The organism is Hymenobacter puniceus (genome assembly GCF_014333525.1).
Classification (GTDB): Bacteria; Bacteroidota; Bacteroidia; order Cytophagales; family Hymenobacteraceae; genus Hymenobacter.
The window spans coordinates 748,290-767,224 of sequence record NZ_JACSCX010000003.1 but is presented as its reverse complement, the minus strand read 5'-3'; the positions used below and the strand labels follow the sequence as shown (position 1 = coordinate 767,224).

At 61.2% G+C, this 18,935-nt stretch carries 17 protein-coding genes; 14 read left to right on the top strand and 3 right to left on the bottom strand.

What is annotated here, in order from left to right:
* Positions 1-144 precede the first annotated feature (144 nt).
* The 6 genes from mnmA (at position 145) to H8B14_RS11890 (ending at position 7,950) form a co-directional block, all read left to right on the top strand.
* Positions 145-1,317, top strand: coding sequence for a tRNA 2-thiouridine(34) synthase MnmA (mnmA, locus tag H8B14_RS11915; protein WP_187315849.1), 1,173 nt, complete (start codon positions 145-147; stop codon positions 1,315-1,317).
* 19 nt (positions 1,318-1,336) lie between these two features.
* Positions 1,337-2,104, top strand: a complete 768-nt coding sequence (locus H8B14_RS11910) for a hypothetical protein (RefSeq protein ID WP_187315848.1) — start codon at positions 1,337-1,339, stop codon at positions 2,102-2,104.
* Positions 2,105-2,267: 163 nt separating this feature from the next.
* Entirely contained in the window at positions 2,268-3,989 is a 1,722-nt protein-coding gene (locus tag H8B14_RS11905) for a S8 family peptidase (RefSeq protein ID WP_187315847.1), read from the top strand.
* Between the two features lie 125 nt (positions 3,990-4,114).
* A complete protein-coding gene (locus H8B14_RS11900) occupies positions 4,115-4,438 on the top strand; it encodes a hypothetical protein (RefSeq protein ID WP_187315846.1) in 324 nt (107 codons plus the stop codon).
* Between the two features lie 244 nt (positions 4,439-4,682).
* Positions 4,683-5,387, top strand: a complete 705-nt coding sequence (gene rpe / locus H8B14_RS11895) for a ribulose-phosphate 3-epimerase (protein WP_261989976.1) — start codon at positions 4,683-4,685, stop codon at positions 5,385-5,387.
* A 1-nt stretch (position 5,388) separates the two neighbouring features.
* On the top strand, positions 5,389-7,950 hold the full coding sequence (locus H8B14_RS11890) for a TonB-dependent receptor (protein ID WP_187315845.1): 2,562 nt from the start codon (positions 5,389-5,391) through the stop codon (positions 7,948-7,950).
* Between the two features lie 94 nt (positions 7,951-8,044).
* On the opposite strand, the gene H8B14_RS11885 is transcribed toward H8B14_RS11890, so the two are convergent.
* From H8B14_RS11885 to H8B14_RS11875, 3 genes are all read right to left on the bottom strand, one after another.
* A complete protein-coding gene (locus tag H8B14_RS11885) occupies positions 8,045-8,869 on the bottom strand; it encodes a sterol desaturase family protein (RefSeq protein WP_261989975.1) in 825 nt (274 codons plus the stop codon).
* Positions 8,870-9,044: 175 nt separating this feature from the next.
* Entirely contained in the window at positions 9,045-9,608 is a 564-nt protein-coding gene (locus H8B14_RS11880) for a Crp/Fnr family transcriptional regulator (RefSeq protein WP_187315844.1), read from the bottom strand.
* A 151-nt stretch (positions 9,609-9,759) separates the two neighbouring features.
* A complete protein-coding gene (locus H8B14_RS11875; protein WP_187315843.1) occupies positions 9,760-10,557 on the bottom strand; it encodes a DUF2911 domain-containing protein in 798 nt (265 codons plus the stop codon).
* Positions 10,558-11,207: 650 nt separating this feature from the next.
* On the opposite strand from H8B14_RS11875, the gene hisG reads away from it, so the two are divergent.
* The 8 genes from hisG (at position 11,208) to hisF (ending at position 18,897) form a co-directional block, all read left to right on the top strand.
* Positions 11,208-12,059: an ATP phosphoribosyltransferase gene (gene hisG, locus H8B14_RS11870; protein WP_187315842.1), complete on the top strand. Its 852-nt coding sequence runs from the start codon at positions 11,208-11,210 to the stop codon at positions 12,057-12,059.
* A 122-nt stretch (positions 12,060-12,181) separates the two neighbouring features.
* Positions 12,182-13,483, top strand: a complete 1,302-nt coding sequence (gene hisD / locus H8B14_RS11865; RefSeq protein ID WP_187315841.1) for a histidinol dehydrogenase — start codon at positions 12,182-12,184, stop codon at positions 13,481-13,483.
* 149 nt (positions 13,484-13,632) lie between these two features.
* Entirely contained in the window at positions 13,633-14,685 is a 1,053-nt protein-coding gene (hisC, locus tag H8B14_RS11860) for a histidinol-phosphate transaminase (RefSeq protein WP_187315840.1), read from the top strand.
* Between the two features lie 79 nt (positions 14,686-14,764).
* Entirely contained in the window at positions 14,765-15,193 is a 429-nt protein-coding gene (locus H8B14_RS11855) for an Imm50 family immunity protein (protein WP_187315839.1), read from the top strand.
* Positions 15,194-15,217: 24 nt separating this feature from the next.
* Complete coding sequence (gene hisB / locus H8B14_RS11850; protein WP_187315838.1) at positions 15,218-16,330, top strand: bifunctional histidinol-phosphatase/imidazoleglycerol-phosphate dehydratase HisB; 1,113 nt, start codon at positions 15,218-15,220, stop codon at positions 16,328-16,330.
* A 221-nt stretch (positions 16,331-16,551) separates the two neighbouring features.
* The gene (hisH, locus tag H8B14_RS11845; protein WP_187315837.1) at positions 16,552-17,142 is read left to right on the top strand and encodes an imidazole glycerol phosphate synthase subunit HisH; all 591 of its coding nucleotides are present in this window, start codon (positions 16,552-16,554) and stop codon (positions 17,140-17,142) included.
* 163 nt (positions 17,143-17,305) lie between these two features.
* The gene (hisA, locus tag H8B14_RS11840; RefSeq protein WP_187315836.1) at positions 17,306-18,022 is read left to right on the top strand and encodes a 1-(5-phosphoribosyl)-5-[(5-phosphoribosylamino)methylideneamino]imidazole-4-carboxamide isomerase; all 717 of its coding nucleotides are present in this window, start codon (positions 17,306-17,308) and stop codon (positions 18,020-18,022) included.
* A 116-nt stretch (positions 18,023-18,138) separates the two neighbouring features.
* On the top strand, positions 18,139-18,897 hold the full coding sequence (gene hisF / locus H8B14_RS11835; protein ID WP_187315835.1) for an imidazole glycerol phosphate synthase subunit HisF: 759 nt from the start codon (positions 18,139-18,141) through the stop codon (positions 18,895-18,897).
* Positions 18,898-18,935: the final 38 nt, after the last annotated feature.

Sequence of the window (18,935 nt, the reverse complement as noted above, 5' to 3'; positions counted from 1 at the left end):
CCAGCACCGCGCAAAAGTACGGATTCCGGCCGGCCTGCGCAGTGGCCGCCGCTGCGTTTTGTAGCGGGAAGAAACCTCGGGCCCGCCCAAGGTGTTATCTTTGCCGCTGCGGCCGCGGGCCTTGACCCCGCGGGCGCCTTTCTTATGACGCAATTTGCACCCTCCACGCCGACCGCCCCGCGCGGCCGCGTCCTCGTCGCCATGAGCGGCGGCATCGATTCTTCGGTAGCAGCCGTGCTGCTGCACGAGCAAGGTTACGAAGTGGTCGGGATGACCATGAAAACCTGGGACTACGCCTCGGCCGGTGGCTCCAAAAAAGAAACCGGCTGCTGCTCGCTGGACAGCATCAACGATGCCCGCCAGATTGCCGTGGACCTCGGTTTTCCGCACTATATCATCGATATCCGGGACGAGTTCGGTGACTTTGTGATTTCCAACTTCACCGAGGAATACCTGGCCGGCCGCACACCTAATCCCTGCGTGCTTTGCAACACCCACATCAAGTGGGACGCCCTGCTGCGCCGGGCCGACCAGCTCGGCTGCGAGTTCATTGCCACCGGCCACTACGCCCAGATACGCCACGAAGACGGCCGCTACGTCATCAGCAAAGGCCTCGACGAAAACAAAGACCAGAGCTACGCGCTGTGGGGCGTCAGCCAGGAGAGCTTGGCCCGCACGCTGTTTCCGCTGGGCAAGATGCGCAAAACCGAAATCTACGACGAGGCGCGCCGCCGCGGCTTCACCGAGCTGGTGAACAAGCCCGAGAGCTACGAAATCTGCTTCATTCCCGACAACGACTACCGGGGCTTCCTGCGTCGCCGCGTGCCGGGCCTGGAGGAGCGCGTAGCGGGCGGCAAGTTTGTGCTGCGCGACGGCACCGTGCTCGGCACCCACGAAGGCTACCCGTTCTACACCATTGGGCAGCGCAAGGGCCTGGGCGTGGCGCTAGGCTACCCAGCCTACGTAACAGAAATCCGGCCTGACACCAACGAGGTGGTGCTGGGCAACTTCGAGGATCTGGCCAGTTCGCGCACCACGGTGGGCAAGCTGAACATGGGCAAGTTTGCGTCGCTGGAAGGCCGTGGCCTAGTGCCGTGCCGCACCAAAGTGCGCTACAACCACAACGGCGGCGCGGCCGCGTTTCTGGAGCAGATCGGCGACAAAATCCACATCTATTTTGACGAGCCCGTTCACGCTGTGACGCCCGGCCAGGCCGCCGTATTCTACGACGGCGACGACGTAATTGGTGGCGGCTGGATCGAGCGCCACACCATCGGCGAAACTCCCGTATCTTCGGAAGCCGCAGCCGCGTATTAGGCCGCACGCATTTACCTCTATGACTGTGGGTTCAACTGTTATTTCCGGGCTGCGGCCCCTGCGCTGGCTGCTGCCGGCTTTGCTGGTGGTAGCCGTAGCGGGCTGCGAGAACGAAACCGAGACCGTAGAGCCCACCGACACCAGCTACTACCAACTGGAAGTCGGGCAATTCCGGATTTATGAGGTGACGGACACGCTTTGGACCAACTACGTGCGCCAGCCGCAGCCCCGGTTTCAGTTTCGGGAGCGGGTGGAGGAAAAGTTCACTGACGCCAGCGGCCGCACGGCCTACCGCGTGGTGCGTGCCCGCCGCACTACCAGCACCGACGCCTGGCGCGACGACAGTGTGCTGGTGGTTAGCCCTTCGGCTAGCAATGTGCTGGTGACGCGCAACAACCGCCGCACCGTGGAGCTAATATATCCGGTGCGCACCGGCTACTACTGGAACCTGAATGCTTTCAACGAGCAGAATCCGGTGGATAAAAACGATTTTCATTACAAGCAGGTTGGCGAGTCATTCACGACTACCAGTGCCGCCGGCCAGGCCACAACCTACCCGAAAACCGTAACCACCGCCCTGCGCGAAACGGATGCGGAAGAAGGCGGCGAGTACATCAACGCCTTTTACTACTTCCGCAGCCGCCAGGTGTATGCCGCCGGAACGGGGCCGGTGTACCGGAGTCGCCGCCGCTTCATCTACTGCCCACCCGGCAACTGCGTGCCGGACCCCACGCGCCCTTTCGCGGGTTCTACCCGTACGGAAGTGCTGATCGAGGCCGGCCGCTAATCGGCGTATAGCACCGGTAGCGTAATTGCCAAAACAGCCGTGCCACTTTGCCTTTTATGGCTGGGTTGCACGGCTGTTTTGGTGCCAACTATGGCGGAAGACCAAAGTGCGGAGTACGGCCCCGAATTCGTATCTTCCGGCACGTCTATCAGTTTCGTTTCCCATGCAACACTCGTATTCCGCTTTGCTGGCGGGTCTGGCTCTGGCGGCCGCTACGGCCGCGCTGCCCACTGCTGCCCACGCCCAGGCCGTAACGGCTAAAGTGCAGGCCAACACAGTGCGCAAGCACCTGGTGTATTTCCGCGACAAAACCGGCACGCCCTTCACCGTCGGCCAGCCTCAGGCGTTCCTGTCGGCGCGGGCCGTGCAGCGCCGCACCCGCCAGAACATTGCCGTGCAGCCCCGCGACCTGCCCGTAACGCCTACCTACGTAACCCAGCTGAAAGCTGTGCCGGGTGCTACGGTGTGGTATACCTCGCGCTGGTTTAATGCGGCCGTGGTTTCCTGCGACTCGGCCACGCTGCGCAACCTGCAGGCGCTGCCGTTTGTGCGCAGCGCCACCACCCTCAACCGCACTGCCGCCGCCGGCCCAACGCCAGTACGGCCCCGGAGTCCCGAGGATGCCGAGGAGCCCACGCAGGAGCGCACGCAGGCCAACCCCGTGTACGGCACGGCCTACAAGCAGGCCCTGATGGTGGGCGCCGTAGCCATGCACAACGCCGGCTTCCGGGGGGAAGGCATGCAGATTGCGGTGTTCGACGACGGTTTTCCGGGCGTAAACCAGACCGCGCCGTTTGCCGCCATGCGCAATGAGAATCGCCTGGCCGACGTCTACAACTTCGTGGAGCGCAACACGGCGGTATACGGCCGCGACAGCCACGGCACGCATTGCCTTTCTACCATGGCTGCCAGCCAGACGGGCGCATTCGTGGGCACTGCGCCGAAAGCTACGTTCCGGCTGTACCTCACCGAAAATATCATCGGCGAAAACCCCATTGAAGAAGTGAACTGGCTGCTGGCCGCCGAACGGGCCGACTCGGCCGGCGTGGACGTTATCAGTTCCTCGCTCGGCTACAGCACCTTCGACACGCCGTATGGCAACTACGCCTACACCGACCTGAACGGGCGCACGGCCATCAGCACCCGGGCCGCCGCGCTGGCCGCCCGCGCCGGCATGATCGTCGTGAATTCGGCCGGTAATGAGGGCAACAACTCCTGGCAGCGCATCCTGGCGCCGGCCGATGCCGATTCCATTCTGGCAGTTGCCGCCGTCGACTCGTTCGGGGCGCGGGTGGGCTTCAGCTCCATCGGGCCCAGCGCCGATGGGCGAATCAAGCCTAACCTGGCGGCTATGGGCTTTCAGACGGCTATTGTTAACACCGCCGGCCAGCCCACGCGGGGCAGTGGCACGTCGTATGCCTGCCCGGTGCTGGCGGGCATGGTGGCCTGCTTCTGGCAAGCCAACCCCACGCTTACGGCGCAGCAGGTTATCAGCTTTCTGCAGCGTTCGGCTTCCCAGTCCGCGGCGCCGAACAATCTGCTGGGCTACGGAATTCCGAATGCCGTGGCGGCCTACACGCTGGCCAACCCTGGGGTACCACTCTCGGCAGGTAGCTCGAAAGCCATAACTGGTGAGCTGTTCGTGTATCCGAATCCGGTGAAAAGCGAGGAGTTAAGCTTGCAACTCAATGCGGCATTGCAGGGCAAGCAACTGCGGGTGCGCTTCTACGACGGCCGCGGGGCGCTGGTAGCCGAGCAAACCCTGCCAGCCACCAGCGCCCCCACGGTGCGGCTGCAGCCGGGGCCGCTGGCCAAAGGCGTGTATACCTGCGACGTAACGGCCGGGGACACAGTCCGGCGCACGGTGCGCTTCATAAAGCAATAATTTGCGAATGTAATTAGCATTGAAAAGCAAATATTTTTAGTACCTTGGAAGGGAATTCGGACGAACCGGATTCCTTTCTTTTTTCAAGGGTGACACCACCCACAAGCCGCAATACCATGTTGCAAATGATGATTTCGAAGCGTCTGGGGCGTCGCCAGTTCCACTTCACAGTGCAGGGCGCCAACTTGCACGAAGTAGTAACCGAGTATGAGCGGCTCAGCTTTCCGGATGTGGCCAAGTGCGGCATCTGCGGCTCCGACAACCTCGACCTGACGGCCCGCGTGGCCCAGGACAAGTTCAAATACACCTCGCTCCGCTGCCTGGACTGCCGCGCCGATGTGACGTTTGGCAAGCGCCAAGAAGACGACCAGACGTATTTCCTGCGCAAAAATGAAGAAGGCAAGCTCGATTGGCGCGCCTACGACAAAGGAGAAAACGGCAGCAAATAAGCCAATCCGGTAACGGCCGTAGTTGCCGTTGCTAATCCGCAGGGCCTTTCGTTGGGCAGAAGATTGCAGGCAGCGTACCAAAGCGCTGTTTGACGTCGTTCTGCCTCGCGGAAGGCCTTTTTGCGTGGCAATGGTCGCTCTCGAACCAGCCGCAATGTGTAGTGTAAGTTATAACTGCTTAACTCCGCCATATCTGGCGCATTAGCCGCATTACCTGTCCGCCAAACCTGCTTACCTTCGCGGTATGACTCTGAACCGCCGCCGGATGCCGTTGCTGGCTCCTTCGTTGCTTGCTGCCGACTTCGGCAACCTTCAAACTGAAACTGAGCGCCTCGCCGGCAGCGTGGCCGACTGGCTGCACTGCGACGTGATGGACGGCCGCTTTGTGCCTAATATCTCCTTCGGGATTCCGGTGCTGCAGGCCATTCACCGCCACGCCAAGCAGCCGCTGGACGTGCACCTGATGATTGAGGAGCCGCAGCACTACCTGAGCGCCTTCCGAGATGCCGGGGCCCACAACATTACGGTGCACTACGAGGCCTGTACGCATTTGCACCGCGTCATTCAGCAAATCAAGCAGCTGGGCTGCCGGGCCGGTGTGGCCCTGAACCCCCATACGCCCGTGTGGGTGCTGGAAGACGTGGCTGCCGACTTGGATTTGGTGTGCATCATGTCGGTGAATCCGGGATTTGGCGGGCAGGCGTTCATCCCGAATACCCTGCGCAAAGTCACGGCGCTCAAGGAATTGCTGGTAGATAGCGGCTCGTCGGCGCTGATTGAGATTGACGGCGGCGTGACCAGCGACAATGCCTCGGCCCTGGTAGAAGCCGGCGCCGATGTGCTGGTAGCCGGCTCGTTTGTGTTCAACGCGCCCGACCCGGTGGCGACACTGGCCGAGCTGCGGGCCCAACTGGCCGCTACGGTCAGTGCCGAAGAAGAGGGCCGCTAGCATGCCGCACCGTTTCTCTAGGTTGTCTGGTTTGTCCTGGTCGTTGCGTGTGGCACTGCTGGTAGGTCCGGCGCCAGTAGCTATGTTGCTGCCAATGGCGGTGCAGGCACAAACCACTGAGCGCATCACACTCAGCGGCACCGTGCGCGACGCCGCCGGCCAGCCGCTGGAGCAGGTAGGCGTGGGCGTGGAAGGCCAGCCCGGGGGCACCGTTACCGATGCAAAAGGCCGCTTTACGCTGAGTGTATTGCGCACCGGCCGGCCGGCCGTGCTGGTAGCGCGCAGCCTGCGCTACCGCGCCCAGCGGCTGCCGGTGGTGCTGAGTGAGGACCGCCGCGAGTTGAGCATAACGCTGCAGACCGACACCCGGACGCTGGGTAACGTGACTGTGCGCGCCCGAACCGACGAGGCCGATACCCGCGAGCAGGTGAGCATGATTAAGCTCGACCCGCGTACGGCCAAGGTTCTGCCTTCGCCATTCGGCGACTTCAATGCCATCCTCAAGACCCTGCCCGGCGTGCAGTCCACCAACGAGCTGACGAGTACGTACTCGGTGCGGGGCGGCAACTACGACGAAAACCTGGTGTACGTCAACGGCATCGAGATTTACCGGCCCTTTCTGGTGACGGCCTCGCAGCAGGAAGGTTTGAGCTTCGTGAATCCGGACTTGGTGAACAAGGTGGAATTCTCGACCGGTGGCTGGCAGCCCAAATACGGCGACAAGCTGTCCTCGGTACTGAACATTGACTACAAGCAGCCTACTAAGTTTGCAGCCTCCGCTACGGGCAGCCTCGTGGGCGGGGCCATGCACGTGGAGGCTACTTCGCCGGGCAGGCGCCTGAGCTATCTGGCCGGCATCCGCTATAAGAATGCCACCTATGTGCTCAGCTCCCTCGACCAGGCGCAGGGCGGCTACAACCCCACGTTCTACGACGGGCAGGCCTACATCAACGCCAATTTGGGGCCGAAGGGCAACGAGGACCGCACCTCGCTGGGCGTGCTGGCCACCTTCGCCCACAACGACTACCGCTTCACGCCCGAATCTGGGGAAAGCACCTTCAGCACCGCCACCAACCAGGCCACGCGCCTGTACATTGGCTACAAGGGCCGGGAGCGGATGCAGTACGATATGGCTCAGGGCGGCTTCGACCTGAAGCACAACTTCTCGCCTCGTTTGCAGGGCGAAGTACTGGGCGGGCTGGTGTACTCCCGGGAACTGGAATACCGCGATGTGGAAGCCGACTACCGCCTGGCGGACATCAACCGGGACCCCAACTCGCGTGACTTTAATCAGCCCGTGCGCCAGCGCGCCGTGGGCAAGCGCTTCGACCACTCGCGCAACACGCTGCAGGCCGCCATTGCCACGGCCGAGGCCCGCGCCCGCTGGACTCCCGGCAACCGCCACACCGTGCGCTTCGGGATGAAAACCGGCCGCGAGCGAATCGAAGATGTGCTCAACGAATACAGCTTCGCCGACTCAGCCGACTACGTGCCCGATGCGCGCCGCACACGGCTGGTGGCTGACCTCGATCTGCAAAGCACCCGCACCCAGGGCTATGCGCAGCATACCATCGAGCTGGATTCTTTGCGCACGCTCACGTACGGCGTGCGGGCACATTGGTGGTCGGTAAACCAGCAGCTGGTGGTGAGCCCGCGGGTGCAGTACTCGTTTATTCCGCGCAGCCGGCCCAACCACTCCTATAAGGTGGCGGCCGGGGTGTACTACCAGCCGCCGTTTTACCGCGAGCTGCGCGACCAGCAGGGCAGCCCCATGCCAGGTCGTCCCTTGGTAGTGGAAGCCAGCCTGAACCCCGAGCTGCGGGCCCAGCGTTCCATGCACCTCATTGTGGGCAATGAAATCCGGTTCGAGCAGTACGGCCGGCCATTCCGGTTCACGGGCGAGGCGTACGTCAAGTATATGACCGACGTGGTGCCTTACGATATCGACAACGTGCGGCTGCGCTACTTCGCCAAAAACCTGGCCACGGCTTACGCCGCCGGCGCCGACTTCCGGGTGGGCGGCGAGTTTGTGAGTGGGGCCGAGTCGTGGTTTACGCTGGGCGTGCTCACCACCCGCGAAAACCTGCAGGGCGACTCGCTGAACCTGTACCAGACCACCAAAATCGGGGCCGACAGCTTGGTGGGCCGCGCTGCCAAGGGCTACATCCGCCGCCCGCAGGACCAGCGCCTCAACTTCGGTATCTTCTTCCAGGACCATTTGCCCAACAATCCGTCGGTACGGGGCTACGTGAATTCGGTGTTTGGGACGGGTTTGCCGTTCAGCCCGCCCAACAACGAGCAGGAGCGGGGCACCACCAAACTCACCCGGGCCTATTGGCGCGTGGACCTGGGCTTTTCCAAGGTGCTGGCGCTGAATACCGAGCCCGACCGGCGGTTGGGCCGTCTGGAAAGCCTTTGGCTGGGGCTGGAAGTGCTGAACGTGCTGGCCCGCAACAATGTGGCCGGCTATAGCTACGTGCAGGATTTGAACGGCCGCACCTACGCCGTGCCCAACTACCTCTCGCAGCGCCTCGTGAATCTGCGCGTCATTGCCCGGTTCTGAGTTTTTGTAGGGGCGAGTACTAAAACTCACGCACACTTAAACGGGCCGCTCTGCAGATGCAGGGCGGCCCGTCTGGGTTTATTGGGGGGCTTGCTTATACTGGGTCAGCGGCGGGTGTTGCGGTGGGTATGGGCTCCTGGTGCACGTCGCGGAACAGCAGCATGGGCAGCAGGCGCTCTTCTTTGGGCGCATCGAAGCCGCAGGTGGCCTGAAATTCGCACGGGTTGTGGTAGGTGCCGAACAGGTAGTCCCAGAGCGGCAGGTCGCCGTAGTTGTGGCTGTGCTTCTGATATTCGTGGTGGATGCGGTGCATTTCGGGGCGCTGAAACACGTAGCCGATCCATTGGGGCGTGCGCACGTTGGTATGGTAGAAGAATTCACCCAGCGCAGTGCAAAGCGTATACACAGCCCCGGCGGCCGGACTCAAGCCCAGCAGCGTGAACACCAAGAGGCCGCCCAGCATGGAATTGACGGTCATTTCCAGTGGGTGCTTGTAGAAGGAGGTAATCACCTCGATGCGGCGGGGGCTGTGATGAATCTGGTGAAAGTGCCGCCACAGAAAATCAACCGTATGCCGCCAGCGGTGCCACCAGTAAAACACGAACGTGGCTACCACGTAGGCCAGCACGCCGCCTGCCACCGGCCCCACGTGCTGCGAGAGATGAAACACCGAATATTCTGACAGCCATTTTTCCCAGCTGATGCCGGCCAGCAGCACCACGCCCAGCTGGGCGCCATTGATGGCCAGCACCCGCAGCGGCCACGAGGCAATACGGGGCAGTGGCCAGCCCGGAATCAGGCGTTCCAGCACGAAACAGCCGGCAAACGCCAGCAGAATATAGCCGAGCATGGGCGGCAAATCCGGCATCGGCACGCGGGAAACACTGTCGGGCAGCGACAAAAGCAGGGCATTTAGCATAGTGGGTAAGAGCTTGGTGAAACCATGCTCAAAGGTGCCCGCCTTGCCTGCGCTTTCTCTTGATCTACATCAAGTTCGCTTTTCGTGATTTGGTGTTCGTGATTTGGTGTTCGTGATTCGTTTCACCGTTCAGGAAATGAAACCGACCGACGAAAAACAAACCACGAAAAACGAGCTAAGGTCGGGCACGCAGGCGGCTCAGGGTTTCGGGAGTGAGGCCGAGGTGGGAGGCAATGTGCTTAAGCGGTACGTGCTGGAAGATGGCCGGGAAGTAGCGCAGCAGCAGCTGGTACCGCTCGGCGGCGGATAGCATGCGCAAATGCAGCGCGCGTTGCTCGCTGAGCACATAATACCGCTCCGTGAGCACGCGCCCCACAAAGTTGAACTCCGGAAACTGCCGGTACAGCTGCTGCAGCTGCTCCCACGACAACGACCACAGCACGCAGTCGGTGAGCAGCTCCACATACTCGTGCGACGGCTGCCGCGAAAAGAAGCTCAGGATAGACACCACAAAATCACCATCGCGCATAAACCACGCCGACACGTCTTTGCCCTCATGCAGCGAAAAGCCGCGCACCACGCCGCATTCCACGAAATATAGCCGCCCCGCCACCTGGCCCGGCTGTAGCAACTGATGGTGCCGCGGCAGCTCGTCGCGGCGCACCAGCTGCTGCAGTGCCTGCTGCAGGCCGTCGGAAAGCGTACAGATAGATTGGCACACCTGCAGAAACGGGCCCATAGACAGCGCGGTGAAAAGGTGAAGAAGGGAATGGGAATCGGGATTATGAGGAAGCAACCCGTAAGACTGTGGTGGACTGCTCGGAGCGTCAAGAAACAAAAAAGCAGGCCCTAGCGCCTGCTTTCTTTTCTTTTACTATTCACCTCATCACTCAATACGCCTTTCCCTGCCACTCAATCAGGGCGGTGCGCATGTTGGGAAGCTGGCTTTTAAAGGCCACGTCGTCTTTGTCGCCCATTTTGATGGCCTTGCGGCCGTACACGATGGCCGTGTCGTAATCGAGCTTGGAAGCCAGCAAGCGCGCCTTAATCCAGTTGTTGGTATACACATCGCGCAGCCGGATCGACTCGTTGATGAAGTACAGGGCCCGTTCGGCGTTCAGGTTGTTTTGCACCAGATAGTCGGCGGCCTGGGCCAGCAGCTGCCAGTCGCCGGGGCGCTGGGCCACGGCTTTCTCGATGCCGGCCACCACCCGGGCCTGCACGTTGGTATCGATGAAGACGCTGACGGTTTTCTTTTCCCAGCTCAGGTTCAGGTGGGCTGAGCCGGGTTTCACGTCAGAAAACCAGTAGAGCAGCGTTTCGTGGTACGCCGATACTTCCGGCACTACCGGCACGCGCAGCACGTCGTCCTTTTCATCGTAGCCTTCGGCGCCCCAATGCGTGGTCACGCGGTTAAACACCATGTCCCAGTCCTGGTCGGAGCGGGGAAAGATATAGAACGAATACTTGCCGGCGGGCAGCATTTTACCGTTGACGCGTACGGTATCAGCAAAGGTGATAACCGTATTTTCATTGGCTCCCGCCCGCCAGATCTGGCCGTAGGGCACCAGACCTTCCCAAATCACACGGTTGCGAACGCTGGGTGCGTGGTAGTCCAGTGTTACTTCAGACAGGCCGATGGTATGGGTCAGGAGCACCCGAGGACTGGCTTGGGGCAGTGGAAACAAAGATGCGGGCGGCATTGCCGGGGCTGGTCTGGTCTGGGCGAGAGCACCAGAATGCAGCCCTCCACAAAGCAGGAGGCTACACACACCGGAAACAAAAAGCTGAACGAATGGACGGAACATACAAAAAGCAACAGGTGGCAGGAGACGGGTAGTAGAGGCAATAGGAGCCGAGCGCCAACGGATAGCAATACGTGCAGAAACAATAGTGCCAACAATCGGTTAAAGGCAAACGGGAGGGCAAAGGTCCAGGTTCTACAGAATTTTTGCTGGATTTAATTTCGTTCTGACCGATTCCCGTGTACTTTTGCCCCGCAACTCTGCTTTTATGCCTGCATCTGCCGCGCTTTTCTTCTGCACCAACAGCCCCGGGGCTGCGTCCGCTACGTGCGGCGCCTCGGCTGGGCTGCGCGCGGCGCATCATCATCTGCACGGCCACCATTCCTCTTTTTAGAGGAATGATACACGCATATTGTCCCGTTGGGCGAACCGCTTCAGGTTCCCCGGCCCCCGAAAGTGGTGGCCCCGGCAGCCTATTGCCGCTGGCCAGCCTTTCAACCCCTCCCCACAGATTCCTACCCGAATTACAGTTAAGCCTTGGCCACCCCGGTCAATTCTTAATTACTAATTCTTAATTACTAATTGAAAGACATATGCTCCGTCTGGCCATCCAGAAATCGGGCCGCTTAAGCGAAGATTCCCTGAATTTGATTCGGGAATGCGGCATCAGCTTCCTTTCGGCTTCCTACAAGCTCAAAACCGAAGCCACCAACTTCCCCCTCGAAATCCTCTACCTGCGCGACGACGATATTCCCGGCTACGTGCAGGATGGCGTGGCCGACCTGGGCATTGTGGGCCAGAACGTGTTGGTGGAAGCCGGCTTTCCCGCGCTGGAAGTGGAAGGCCTGGGCTTCAGCAAGTGCCGCCTGAGTCTGGCCGTGCCCCGCGCCGCCACTTACGACTCCATCGAGGATTTGCAGGGCGTGAACATTGCCACCTCATACCCGCGCATTCTGGGCGACTACCTCGCGGAGCGCGGCGTGAAAGCTAACCTGCACACCATCAGCGGCTCGGTGGAAATTGCGCCCAGCATCGGGCTGGCCGAGGCCATCTGTGATATTGTGAGCAGCGGCTCCACGCTGCTGGGCAACGGCCTGCGCGAGGTGGAAACTGTGTTCCGCTCGGAGGCCGTGCTCATTGCCAACCAGAACCTGAGCGCCGAGAAAAAGGAGCTGCTCGAGCAGCTGCAGTTCCGGATGCAGGCCGTGCGCCGCGCCCGCCGTAACAAGTACATCATCCTCAACGCCCCCGTAGCGGCCTTGGATGCGGTGAAGCAGTTGCTGCCCGGTATCAAGTCGCCGACGATTACGCCGCTGGCCGAGGAAGGCTGGGTATCGGTGCAGTCGGTGGTAAACGAGGACGACTTCTGGCACATCACCAGCCAGCTCAAAGCCGTCGGCGCCGAAGGCATCCTGGTATTACCGATTGAGAAAATGATTTCATAGGGACCTGGGGACTTGGGGGCTTAGTGTCTTGGTTGATGTTTGAATCAGCCAGAATAGACTTTGAGCTCCGTTTGAACAGAAACCAAGTCCCCAAGATCCTAAGTCCCCCAAGACCCTAAAAGATGAACATCTTCCAATATCCTTCCCAGGCCGAGTGGGCGGCGCTGCAGCAGCGGGCGGCCCAGCAGCAGGTCCAGGACGTGGAGCAGCGCGTTCAGCAGATTTTCGAGGACGTGCGCCAGCGCGGCGACGCGGCCCTGCTCGACTATGCCCGGCAGTTCGACGGAGCCGACCTCGCGGGCGGCCTGCGCGTGGGGCCCGAGGAGCTGGCCTCCGCTGCCGCGCAGGTGCCTTCGGAGCTGCAAACGGCCATCCGGCAGGCGCACGCCAACATTCTGCGCTTCCACAAAGCGCAAATCCCGCAGGAGGAGCGAGTAGAAACCATGCCGGGCGTGTCGTGCTGGCGGCGGGCGGTGCCCGTGCAGCGCGTGGGCCTCTACATTCCGGGTGGCACCGCGCCGCTGTTCAGCACTTTGCTGATGCTGGGCGTGCCCGCCCGTTTGGCCGGCTGCCCCGAAATCGTGCTGTGCACCCCGCCCCAGAAGGACGGCTCGGTAAACCCCATCATCCTGTTCACGGCCCAGCTGCTGGGCATCACTACCATCGTGAAAGCCGGCGGGGCCCAGGCCGTGGCCGCCCTGAGCGGCGGTACCGACTCGGTGCCGGCCGTGGATAAGATTTTCGGCCCCGGCAACCGCTACGTGACGGCCGCCAAGCAGCTGGCTACCCGCTACGGCGTGGCCATCGATATGCCGGCCGGCCCTTCGGAAGTGCTGGTTATTGCCGACGAATCGGCCACGCCGGCCTTCGTGGCCGCCGACCTGCTCAGTCAGGCCGAGCACGGCCCCGACTCGCAGGTGATTCTGCTGTCCGACTCCCTGTCGATGCTGGAGCAGACCAAAGCCGAAGTAGCGCGTCAGCTGCGCGAGCTGCCCCGGGCCGAGGTTGCCGCCCAGGCCCTCACGGAGAGCCGCGCCATTCTGCTGCGCACGCCGGAGGAAATGCTGTACTTCTCAAACCAGTACGCCCCCGAGCACCTGATTCTGGCCGTAAAAAATCCAGAGCAGCTTGCCGAAGGCGTGACCAACGCTGGCTCCGTATTCCTGGGCCACCTCACCCCGGAAGCCGTGGGCGACTACGCCTCGGGCACCAACCACACGCTGCCCACCAACGGGTACGCCCGCAACTACAGCGGCGTGTCGCTCGATTCGTTTCTGAAGAAAATCACCTTCCAGCGTCTCACCCCCGAAGGTCTGCTGAACGTGGGCCCCGTGGTAGAAACCATGGCCGAAGCTGAAGGCCTCCGCGCCCACGCCCGCGCCGTGACCCTCCGCCTGGAAGCCCTGGCCGGCGGGGAGCAGTAGAAACAGATATATAAAACCTGTCATCCTGAGCATGTGGCGCATAAAGCCAGTGTCGAAGGACCTTATCACGCCAGAACCAGACGTTCGGTAGTAACCCAGACGTGATAAGGTCCTTCGCTCTGCTCAGGATGACAATAAGAAACCAACCGATGTTCAACCTTGATAGCCTCGTACGCCCCAACCTGCGGGATATGAAGCCCTACTCGTCGGCTCGCGACGAATTTCAGGGCGAGGCCCAGGTCATGCTCGACGCCAACGAGAACAGCCTCGGCAGCGCCGGTCCCGACCAGTTCAACCGCTACCCCGATCCGCTGCAGCGCGCCGTGAAGCAGGAGCTGGCCCAGCTCAAAGCCGTGCGCCCCGAGCAGATTTTCCTCGGCAACGGCTCCGATGAGGCCATCGACCTGCTGGTGCGCCTCACCTGCGTGCCCGGCCACGACAGCCTGCTCATCCTGCCGCCCACCTACGGCATGTACGAGGTGGCCGCCAACCTGAACGATGTGCGCGTGGAGCGCCTGCAGCTGACGCCTGACTTCCAGCTCTCGCCCGAAATCGTGGCCGGCGTGCTGGCTTCCGACGCCAAAATCGTGTGGCTCTGTTCGCCCAATAACCCCACCGGCAACCTGCTCCACGCCGGGTACATGGAGGAAATTCTGCGCGGCTTCCGCGGGCTGGTAGTGGTAGATGAGGCCTACGCCGATTTCGCCGCCGTCCCCAGCTGGACCACCCGCCTGGCCGAATTCCCCAACCTGGTAGTGCTGCAAACCTTCTCCAAAGCCTGGGGTCTTGCCGGCCTGCGCCTGGGTATGGCCTTCGCCTCGCCGGAAATCATCGGCTACCTCAATAAAATCAAGCCGCCCTACAACGTATCGGAAGCCACGCAGCGTTTCGCCTTGCAGGCCCTGCGCGACGCCGACCGGTTTGAGGCGCTGCGCCGGCAGCTGCTGGTGGGCCGCGACTGGCTGGCCGAGCGCCTGCCCGCGCTGCCCATCGTGGCGGAGGTATTCCCCTCGGACGCGAACTTTTTGCTGGTCCGTTTCCACCCCGACGCCACGGCCGTGTACGATTTCCTGGTTGCCCGGGGCATCATCGTGCGCAACCGCACCACCCAGCCCGGCTGCGCCGGCACGCTCCGCCTCACCGTGGGCACCCCCGCCGAGAACGAGCTGCTGCTCCAGGCTCTGCGGGATTTTGCGGGGTAGTATATATAAGGAGTAGAGAACATCATGCTGAGCTTTCCGAAGCATCTCTACCGTTCCGTTCGTTAATCAAGTCCGAGCCATGAGCGAAAATCCTGTGATTGGCCGGATAGCCAATGCGTCCCTAGTTCTTGAGCACTTTGGGTATTGGCCGGATTTTCACGATGCAGAAGTCAAGAAAGTAACCCTTGAAGCTAATCCAGGCTATTATCCAACGGCTACTTTTGTGCTTGCTGCATTTGAAACGACAGCGTCAACCGATGAGCGGGGATACTTTCGTCAGGCCAAGCACTGCGAAATCGAACTTCGTTTTACAGGCATCAAGGAAATCGACTTTGATGGATTCGGTCATCAAAACGTCATCTTCAGTTTAAAATTTGAAGAGCAAGACGCTGACCTTACCTGTATGCTCGACTCGGCGGTCGGTCTGGATGCTTTCATTGTTGCGCAAGCTGCTGAAGTGGTGAGTTTGCTGCCAAACAAAATGTCAGATCACGCGCCAAGTGCCTGAGTTGACCAACACTTTTACTTACCCATGAAAAAAGTACTCTTCATTGACCGCGACGGTACCATCCTCATTGAGCCGCCGACGGATTTTCAGGTGGACGCGCTGACGCGGGAAAAATTTCAGTTTGTGCCCGGTGCCATCACCGGCCTCTCGCGCATTGCCCGCGAGCTGGATTACGAGCTGGTGCTGGTGAGCAACCAGGACGGCCTCGGCACCGAGAGCTTCCCGGAGGATACCTTCTGGCCGGCCCACACCATGATGCTCGACGTGCTGCGCTCGGAAGGAGTGGAGTTCGTGCGGGAGCACATCGACCGAAGCTTCCCCCACGAGAACCTGCCCACCCGCAAGCCCGGCACCGGCATGCTCACCCAGTACCTGGGCGAGGGCAGCGGCTACGACCTTAAAAACTCCTTCGTCATCGGCGACCGGCTGACCGACGTGGAGCTGGCCCAGAACCTGGTCTGCCAGTCTATCCTGCTGAAGCCGGAAGGGGAGGGCGACGAGCGCGCCGCGCTGACCACGATGAGCTGGGAAAAAATATATCAGTTTCTGCGGCTGCCCGCCCGCACCGCCGTGGTACAACGCGACACGAACGAAACCAAAATCAGCATCGAGCTGAACCTCGACGGCAACGGCCGCCCCGAGATGCATACCGGCCTGGGCTTCTTCGACCACATGCTCGACCAGCTCAGCAAGCACTCGGGCGTGGATATGAAAATCACCGTGCAGGGTGACCTCCACATCGACGAGCACCACACCATCGAGGACACGGCCATTGCCCTGGGCGAAGCCTTCACCCAGGCCCTCGGCGACAAGCGCGGCCTGGCCCGCTACGGTTTCCTACTACCCATGGACGACGTGCTGGCTCAGGCCGCCATCGACTTCTCGGGCCGTCCCTGGATTGTGTGGGATGCCGAGTTCAAGCGCGAGAAAGTAGGGGATATGCCCTGCGAAATGTTTTACCATTTCTTCAAGAGCTTCTCCGATGCCGCCCGCTGTAACCTCAATATCAAAGCCGAGGGCCAGAACGAGCACCACAAGATCGAAGCCATATTCAAGGCCGTAGCCAAGTCTATCAAAATGGCCCTGGTGCGCGACGCCGGCCGCATGGAAATCCCCAGCACGAAAGGCATTTTGTAGTTTATCCATTTGTTTATACAAATGGATAAAGAGTTGGTTGCGCGTGATTTGCATATATAACTGTCATCCTGGCTGAAGCGAAGGGCCTTACACATCGCACCGATTCGTGCTACCGTAACAAGGCTCTCGGTTCTAGTCAGGATGACTATTTATAAGCAAAACCTCTTTAAAAGTTTGTTTAAACAAAAGAGAAAACGACGTTCTTCACTCGATATGTTCAAATGGAAATAGCCATAGTAGATTACAAAGGCGGCAACGTGCAGTCGGTGCTGTTTGCGCTGGAGCGGCTGGGCGTGCAGGCCACACTCACGGCCGACCACGACGTGATTCGCCGCGCCGATAAGGTGCTGTTCCCGGGTGAGGGCGAAGCCGCCTCCGCCATGCGGGAGCTGCGCGCCCAAGGTCTGCACGAACTGCTGCCCACGCTCACGCAGCCGTTTCTGGGCATCTGCCTGGGCATGCAGCTGCTGGGCCGCCACACCCAGGAAGGGGGAGGCACCGAGTTGCTCGGGATTCTCCCGTTCGACGTGGTTCGGTTCCCGGCCACCGCGGAGTATAAGGTGCCACACATGGGCTGGAACAACCTGCAGGCATTGCGCGGCCCGCTGTTCGAAGGCCTCAGCGCCGAGGACTACATGTACTTCGTGCACAGCTATTATGCCCCAGTGGGTGAGTATACGATTGCCGAGGCCGCGTACCCCGCGCCATTCAGCGCCGCCGTGCAGCACGAGAACTTTTACGCCGTGCAGTTCCACACCGAAAAGAGTGGCCCCGTCGGCACCCGCATCCTGGAAAACTTTCTCAAGCTGTAAGCCCGTGATAAAAGAACGGTCATGCTGAGCTTGTCGAAGCATCTCTGCCGCTTCGTTGCAGTAATAACTCAACGAAGCGGCAGAGATGCTTCGACTTCGCCTCCGGCTTCGCTCAGCATGACGTTCTTTTGATCCGTTACCAGCACCAAGCACTAAATCCAACATGGAAATTATTCCCGCTATTGACCTCATCAACGGCCAGTGTGTGCGCCTGACGGAGGGCGACTTTGCCCAGCAGACCACCTACGACGACGACCCGCTGGCCGTGGCCCAACGCTTCGAGGCCGCCGGTGTGAAGCGGCTGCACCTGGTGGACCTCGACGGAGCCCGCGCCAAGCGCCCCGTGAACCTGCCCGTGCTGGAGCGCATTGCCCGCCACACCAGTCTGCACATCGACTTCGGAGGCGGGTTGCAGAGCGAGGAAGCCGTGCGCCAGGCCTTCGACGCCGGAGCCCGGCAGATTACCGCCGGCAGCATTGCCGTGCGTGAGCCCGAAACCGTGAACGGCTGGCTCCATACCTTCGGGGCCGACCAGATCATCATCGGGGCCGACTACCGCGACAATCACATTTCCATCAACGCCTGGGCGGAGCAGAGCGAGCGGACCCTGCTCGAGTTTGTGGAGGGCTACCTGGCCAGTGGGGCCACCACCTTTATCTGCACCGATGTGAGTAAGGACGGCAAGCTCCAGGGCCCGTCGCTGGCTACGTACACCGAGCTACGCAAGCAACTGCCCGCTGCTCGCCTCATTGCCAGCGGCGGCGTAACCACCATTGCCGACGTGGATGCCCTGGCCGCCGTGGGTATGCACGGGGCCATCATCGGCAAAGCCATCTACGAAGGCACCATCACGCTGGAGCAGCTGCAGCCCTGGCTATGATTTAGTTTTTAGTTGTCAGTTGTTCGTTGCTTGTCCACTCTCGATGTAGTCAGCCGGCAATAAACCATACAATCACTGACAACTGATAACGAACAACTGACAACTAAAAAACAATCATGCTAACCAAACGAATCATACCCTGCCTCGACGTGAAGGATGGCCGCACCGTGAAAGGGGTGCGCTTCGAGGGCCTGCGCGACGCCGGCGACCCGGTGGCTTTGGCCGCCCGCTACGCCCGCGAAGGCGCTGACGAGCTGGTGTTCCTCGATATCACCGCCACCAACCAGAAACGCGCTACGCTGGTGGCCCTGGTGCGCGACGTGGCCCGGGAGCTGGACATTCCGTTCACCGTGGGCGGCGGCATCGGCACCGTATCCGACGTGGAAGCCCTGCTCATGAACGGGGCCGACAAAGTGAGCATCAACTCAGCCGCTTTGGCTCGCCCCGAGCTGATTGACGAACTGGCCGCCCGCTTCGGCTCCCAGTGCATTGTGGTGGCCGCCGATGCCCGCTACAACGATGCTGACGGCTGGCAGATCTATACCCGGGCCGGCACCCACAACACCGGCCGCGACGCGGTGCAGTGGTGCCGGGAAGCCGCCGAGCGGGGCGCAGGCGAAATCCTGCTGACCTCCATGAGCAACGACGGTACCAAGGACGGCTTCGCGCTGGACATCACCGGGGCCGTGAGCCGGGCCGTGACCATTCCGGTCATTGCCAGCGGCGGGGCCGGATCCAAGCAGGACTTCACCAACGTGTTCCAGCAGGCCCACGCCGACGCCGGCCTCGCCGCCAGTATCTTCCATTTCGGCGAAATCGGCATCCGCGAGCTGAAAGAACACCTGCGCCAGGACGGCATTGCCGTGCGGCTGTAATTTTAGTTGTCAGTTAGTAGTTGTCCGTTGTCAGTTCA